Origin of the sequence: Streptomyces otsuchiensis (genome assembly GCF_004305975.1) — a bacterium.
GTDB lineage: Bacteria > Actinomycetota > Actinomycetes > Streptomycetales > Streptomycetaceae > Streptomyces > Streptomyces otsuchiensis.
On the sequence record NZ_BHZI01000039.1, the window covers coordinates 21,016 to 27,015 of the forward strand.

The 6,000-nt window shown below is 69.0% G+C and carries 5 protein-coding genes; 4 read left to right on the top strand and 1 reads right to left on the bottom strand.

The window, feature by feature from the left end; genetic code table 11:
* Positions 1-226 precede the first annotated feature (226 nt).
* Positions 227-946: a hypothetical protein gene (locus E0D90_RS06140; RefSeq protein ID WP_130796899.1), complete on the top strand. Its 720-nt coding sequence runs from the start codon at positions 227-229 to the stop codon at positions 944-946.
* A 67-nt stretch (positions 947-1,013) separates the two neighbouring features.
* Positions 1,014-2,846, top strand: coding sequence for an FG-GAP-like repeat-containing protein (locus tag E0D90_RS06145; RefSeq protein ID WP_130796900.1), 1,833 nt, complete (start codon positions 1,014-1,016; stop codon positions 2,844-2,846).
* A 476-nt stretch (positions 2,847-3,322) separates the two neighbouring features.
* Here E0D90_RS06145 and E0D90_RS06150 read toward each other — a convergent pair whose 3' ends face one another.
* Positions 3,323-3,976: a TetR/AcrR family transcriptional regulator gene (locus E0D90_RS06150; protein ID WP_130796901.1), complete on the bottom strand. Its 654-nt coding sequence runs from the start codon at positions 3,974-3,976 to the stop codon at positions 3,323-3,325.
* A gap of 146 nt (positions 3,977-4,122) precedes the next feature.
* On the opposite strand from E0D90_RS06150, the gene E0D90_RS06155 reads away from it, so the two are divergent.
* Together E0D90_RS06155 and panD are read left to right on the top strand one after the other, a co-directional pair.
* Positions 4,123-4,881 (top strand): SDR family NAD(P)-dependent oxidoreductase, encoded by a 759-nt coding sequence (locus E0D90_RS06155; RefSeq protein ID WP_130796902.1) that lies wholly within the window; start codon positions 4,123-4,125, stop codon positions 4,879-4,881.
* 579 nt (positions 4,882-5,460) lie between these two features.
* On the top strand, positions 5,461-5,877 hold the full coding sequence (gene panD / locus E0D90_RS06160; RefSeq protein WP_130796903.1) for an aspartate 1-decarboxylase: 417 nt from the start codon (positions 5,461-5,463) through the stop codon (positions 5,875-5,877).
* The last annotated feature ends 123 nt before the right edge of the window (positions 5,878-6,000 follow it).

Consider the following 6,000-nt stretch of genomic DNA (forward strand, 5'->3'; position numbering starts at 1 on the left):
GAGACCGATAAATTTGTCGACGCCCTGACAATGCCCCGGCATCGTCCTGGCGCGAGCACCGGACATCGAACGTCGGCATGGTTTCTGATTCCGTGTCGGGCACTCATTCGTTTTCGCCGTGACCTCGATTGGGCGGTGTTGTCCTACGGTAATGCCGCGTGATAGACCACTGGACCGAGCGCCCGAAGCGTTGTTCTCCACATACAGAACAGGTGAGGTTTCCGCGATGTACACCCAGGAACGCACGGCGATGTCGAATTTGGTGGTCGGCGGCCCGGTGGCGGTGAACAGCTATGACAACGCGATCGTGGCCGCACTGCTGGAGAACCGGCCGGTCATGCTCGTCCACGCCTTCAACGGCGGCTACCTGCGGCCCGCCGAGCTGAAGGAGGAGAGCCACGACAAGGGCGTCCAGTTGGCCACCGCGCTCGACCCGGCCACCAAGGAGGCGCAGGGCCACCTCTGGTACATCACCCCGGGCGGCTTCTTCGGGCAGCGACCGCTCTACTTCATCGAGAGCGCCGCGGGCCAGGTGTCGCCCAAACCGGCGGGCGCTGGTGAGGCCGACGCCGGGCGCGGCGACGACGGCCTGCCGGGGCCACAGCGACGACGCGTCACCGCCCACCAGGACGCCCCGAAGAGCACGGCGGACACCCTCCAGGTCGGCCTCCCCGACAAGGTCGGCGACAAGTGGCGCGGGAAGAACGGCGCGCCGGAGGACACCCAGCTCTGGGTCGTCACGGTCACGCCGTGGGGCGGGATCACCTTCGTCCCGATCACCCACCCCGACGCCATCCTCGGCTTCAAGGACCACGCGGTGACGGCCAGCAGCGAGGCGCGACTCACCTACAACTGGGGCGGGGACTTCACCGGGACGGTCATCAACACGTTCTACCCGCGGCTGCCCAGCGAGTGGAAAGTCCCGTACCACCACGTCTTCACGTGATCCGCGGCCACCGCCGCGCCATGCCCGTTCCGAGTCACCGCCCGCACCGCCTGGAAGAGGCAGCACGATGCCCGTGCCCACCGAAGAACTGAAGCTGGAGATCGTCAACGCCGCCACGGGGGAGACTCTCGGCGCCAAAGCGGTGCCGGGCGCGGACGGGTCGCTCGTCGTCCGCGACCACCCCGACGGTGGTCCCGGCCCCGAGCAGTGGCGGTTCGCCCCCGTGGCTGCCGCGCAGAACGGGCAAGCCGCCCATGTGATCCGCAACGCGGTGAGCGGCAAGGTGATCGACAACCCCGCCGCCGCGGACCGCGGCGTCCGCCAGTGGGACGCCGCAGCCGGCAGGGCGGGCCAGCAGTGGCACGTCGTTCCCGTCGAGGGCGAAGCCGGCCTCTACTTCATCGAGAGTGCGACCGGCACCGTTCTCGACCTCGCCGAACCCGGCAAGGACGACACCCGGATCGTCCTGAGCGAGTACGACGACGACTCCGAGAGCCAGCGGTGGCGTCTCGTCCCGGCCGAGCCCGAACGTATCAGCGACCTCGCGCTGCGCTGGGCCCCACTGAGCCACTGGAACGGCCGCCGGTCCTGGCGGCTCGTCGGCTCGACCGCGCTGCGGCCTGCCCCCGACGCCACACCCTCCTTCAGCGACATGCTGCTCGTCCTGGAACGCTTCGGAAGCGCTCAGGACGCCGGAGGGTGGCACAGCCTCGGAGCCACCCCCTCCCCGGGCGGGCGAACCGGCTGGTGGGCGGGGGTCGGAGCGCGGTTCCTCGCCGACACCACCGGAACCGGACGGGAAGACGTCGTCGGCCTCAAACCCGCCAAGGGCGCGGTGTCGGCGGCCGGCAGAGGTGACGGGACGTTCGACGACGAGGAACGTGTCCTGCATCAGCCGGGGCCCTCTCCGAGCCCCGCCGACCTGTGGACCCTCGCCGACACCACGGGCGACGGCAAGCCCGATGTCGTGGTGCTCGGCGCCGACGGTGTGCGGGTATCGGCTCAGGGCGCGGACGGGACGTTCGCCCCCGCGGGCGGCGAACTGGTCCTCGCGGCGTTCGGACACGGCCGTCAGGCCGGTGGATGGTCCGCAGACAGGCACCCCCGCTTTCTCGCCGACACCACCGGCGACGGACGGCTCGACATCGTCGGCTGTCACGACGACGGCGTCTGGGTGTCACTCCAGGACGAGGACGGCACCTTCGCGCCGCTCGCCGACGAACCCGCCCTCCTGGCGTTCGGGCACGACGACGGGGCGGGCGGCTGGCGCACCGACCGGCACCCCCGTTTCCTCGCCGACACCACCGGCGACGGACGGCTCGACATCGTCGGCTGTCACGACGACGGCGTCTGGGTCTCGCTCCACGAAGAGGACGGCACCTTCGCCGAACCCCTCTACGTTCTCGACGACTTCGGAGCGGACCAGGGGTGGAGCTCGGCCGGGGAGCACCCCCGGTTCCTAGTCGGCACCACCGCCGGGGGAGCGGTCGACGTCGTCGGGTTCGGCCCGCAGGGCGTCGTCGTGTCACGTGGTCGCGGCGACGGCACCTTCGAACCCTCCGAGCTGGTAATGAACGACTTCGGTTCGGCCCAGGGGTGGACCAGCGCGAGGCACCTCCGGCTGGTCGCCGATGTCACCGGCGACGGCGCACCCGACATCGTCGGCTTCGGGGACGCCGGCGTCTGGGTGTCACACGGACGCGGCGACGGCCGCTTCGAACAGGCCCAACTGGTCTGCCGCGGGTTCGGGTACGACGGGGACGCGGGAGGCTGGCGGGTCGACCGCCATCCCCGTTTCCTCAGCGACATCACGGGTGACGGGCGGGTCGACATCGTCGGCTTCGGCGGCCCGGGCGTGTACGTGGCGCGGAACCTCTTCCGTCGCTTCAGGACCCGATAGGCCCCGGACGGCTCTCGCCGCCTCGGACACGGAGGCGTTCCTGTCGGCGCCGGCGGAGTGACCGTGATCACGGACACTCCGCCGGCGCCGCTGCGTAGGCTTGCCGGTGTCCTCGCGGCGTGATTCGCGAGAGCCCGGGACGCTCTCCGATGGCCGACCGGCGCACGTCAGCACGTCATCACGTGGTCGGCGCACAGCTCCGAAGATTCGGACCGCCACCCGCGGATGCGAGCCACCGTACAGCAGTGAACCGCCCTTGACCTGCACAGGTGCAGGCAGGTAGCCAGGAGGGCGAGGTTCTGCTGAACGGTCGACTGCTGGCCGGTCGAAACCCGCTTGTGCGCCAGGTCCGCTCGGTGCCCTTACCGTACGGAGGGCCGGGCCCTACCTGTCGTCAAACGATCGGCTACCGGCATGCGCCGCGGAGTGGAGGCGTCGCCGATGTTGAGCAGCGCGTGCCAGCGCCAGCGCCAGCGTCAACGTTCCGGCCTCGGGTCAGGCCGGCGGGTCGAGGCGTATCTGGCGAGCATGGTCTGGACGGCCTGCGCGACGGCGTCGTCGATTTCGGAGGCTGCTGGGTTCCAGTCGGTCAGCAGCATGCGGGGCCACAGGACGTAGTTGGCGATCATGCCGAGGAACTGGTTCGCGGCGCTCACCGCGTCCGGGACATCAGCGTTGCCCGCTTCGTGCTCGGATTCCAAGTAGTGCTGCACAGAGGTGAAGTAGGGCAGTTTGCCGAGCTGGAACTGCATGCGTCCCAGTTCGGGGAAACGAGGCAGTTCGGCGATGACGATCCGGAACAGGGCTGTCATGCCGGGCTGGCCGACCAGGTCGGCATAGCGGTGTCCGATGGTTGTCAGTCCGGAGCGCAGATCCCCGGTCTGTGGCCGCGCGGCAGCGTTGCCTGCGTCACGCGTCCAGGACTCGGTGACGATGGCCTCGAAGAGGGCCGCCTTGGTGGGGAACCGCTTGAACAGGGTGGACTTCGAGACCCCGGCCGCTTCGGCGATCCGCGCCAGTGAGGTGCCGTCGTAGCCATGATCCAGGAACAGCTCTGTGGCTGCGGTGGTGATCGCCTCGCGTTTCTGCTGGGCGAGTCTGCGGTGGTGCGCGGAGAGCTCTGCTGCCATGCGGACAGTATGCCGCAGATCCGAGGCGAGTCACTTGACTCGTCTCTATGGCCCTGCTTACGGTGTGAGGTAAGGCGAGTCGAGTGACTCGCATCCCATCTGTGGCGCCGGTGCGTTCCGGTGGCCGCGCAGTGGAGGAACAGATCATGACGACCGACAAGATCGCTTTGGTGACCGGTGCCAATCGCGGCCTCGGACGCAGCGCGGCCATCGCTCTGGCCACACGGGGGGTGCGGGTCCTGGTCACCCACCGCGGTGATGCGGCCGGGGCCGGGAAGACGGTGGAAGAGGTGCGGGCGGTGGGCGGGACCGCCGCTGTTCTCCGGCTCGATATCAGCGACGTCTCCTCTTTCGCGTCCTTCACCTCCGAACTGAGCGAGCAGTTGGAGCGCTGGGGCACTTCGCGGCTCGACATCGTGGTCAACAACGCGGGAGTGGGGATCTTCGGGCCGCTGGAGGACGTCACCACCGACGACTTCGACGCGGTGATGGGCACCAACGTCAGGGGCACGTTCTTCCTCATCCAGTCACTTGTGCCGCTGCTGGCCCAAGGCGGCCGCGTCATCAACGTCTCGACGTCACTGACCCGCCACACCAGCCCCGCCACCTCCGTCTACTCCGCCTCGAAGGCCGCCGTCGAAGCCCTGAGCCGCACCCTCGCCGCAGAGCTCGGCCCGCGCGGCATCCGGGTCAACTCCATCGCCCCGGGGCCGACCGCCACCGATTTCAACGGTGGAGCGATGCGGGACGACGCCGAGATGCGCCAGGTTCTGGCCGGGCAGACCGCGCTCGGCCGCGTCGGCGAACCCGAGGAGATCGGCGACGCCATCGCCACGCTGGCCTCCGAGGGCCTGCGCTGGGTCACCGCCCAGCGAATCGAGGTCTCCGGCGGCGCCCTCCTCTGAGCGGCCGGGCCACGGCCGACCGAGACGCGGCAAGCGCGACGGGCTCGGTGTGCGGCTGTGGTGCCATGGGCAGTCGGCTCCTCTTGAGGACGGTTCGAGGCCGATCGCTGGCGTGGGTAGCGTTCGGTTCCAGTCGGATCTCGGGCTCATGGCGCCCGTTCCGTACTGCCTCAACGAGGCGCGGGGTCGGCTGTGGTCATGGTTGTGCGAATCGACGGCACTGCTGACCCGCGATTCGCTGCCAGGTTCCCGCGCCGCATCCAGCCCCGGTGTGCTGGCAAGGCTCACTCATCAGGAGTATTGGAGGCAGGCACTCGCCATCGGCTCGGCGGGTGACGGTGATCACAGCCACCTGTGAGAGAGAGCTGCGTAGGCTTGCGGCGTGGTCGCGGTGGGTTCAGGAGGGTGAGTGGCCCCCTGAGGTCACCTGGCGAAACGTCAGAGAAGTCAGCAGGTGGTCAGCACGGGTTCTGAAGAACCCGGGGAACGCTACCCGCACACGCGACTCGTCATGAAGTGAGTAGGCAGCCCTTGACCTGCGATGACGCAGGCAGGGAGCTCAGGTCCAGGAGTACCTCGATGATGCGCACCATGTTCAAGTCCAAGATCCACCGTGCCACGGTCACCCACGCGGACCTGCACTACGTGGGGTCGGTCACGATCGACGCCGATCTGATGGAGGCGGCCGACCTGCTCCCCGGCGAGCTGGTCCACATCGTCGACATCGACAACGGCAGCCGCCTGGAGACCTACGTCATCGAAGGGGAGCGCGGCACGGGCGTGATCGGGATCAACGGGGCCGCAGCCCATCTGGTCAGCCCCGGCGATCTGGTGATCCTGATCAGTTACGCGCAGGTCGACGATGCCGAGGCGCGGAAGCTGCGCCCGCGGGTGGTGCACGTCGACACCGAGAACCGGATCGTGGAGCTGGGCGCCGATCCCTCCCGGCCGGTCCCCGGCACCGAGCGCAGCCCGATGTCGGTCGCGCAGGCCTGAGCCACCAGCGGCACACGGGAACGGGCCGGGCCCGTGACCTCTTCTTCTTGGGTTCTAACGGTCCTCGCAACACCCGCGATCTGTGGGAGTTGCGAGGACCGTGGGCGTTGGACGGGATGATCT

Coding starts and splice junctions, on each gene's coding strand:
- E0D90_RS06140 (WP_130796899.1), top strand. CDS start 227: ATGTACACCCAGGAACGCACGGCGATGTCGAATTTGGTGGTCGGCGGC.
- E0D90_RS06145 (WP_130796900.1), top strand. CDS start 1,014: ATGCCCGTGCCCACCGAAGAACTGAAGCTGGAGATCGTCAACGCCGCC.
- panD (WP_130796903.1), top strand. CDS start 5,461: ATGATGCGCACCATGTTCAAGTCCAAGATCCACCGTGCCACGGTCACC.
- E0D90_RS06150 (WP_130796901.1), bottom strand. CDS start 3,976: ATGGCAGCAGAGCTCTCCGCGCACCACCGCAGACTCGCCCAGCAGAAA.
- E0D90_RS06155 (WP_130796902.1), top strand. CDS start 4,123: ATGACGACCGACAAGATCGCTTTGGTGACCGGTGCCAATCGCGGCCTC.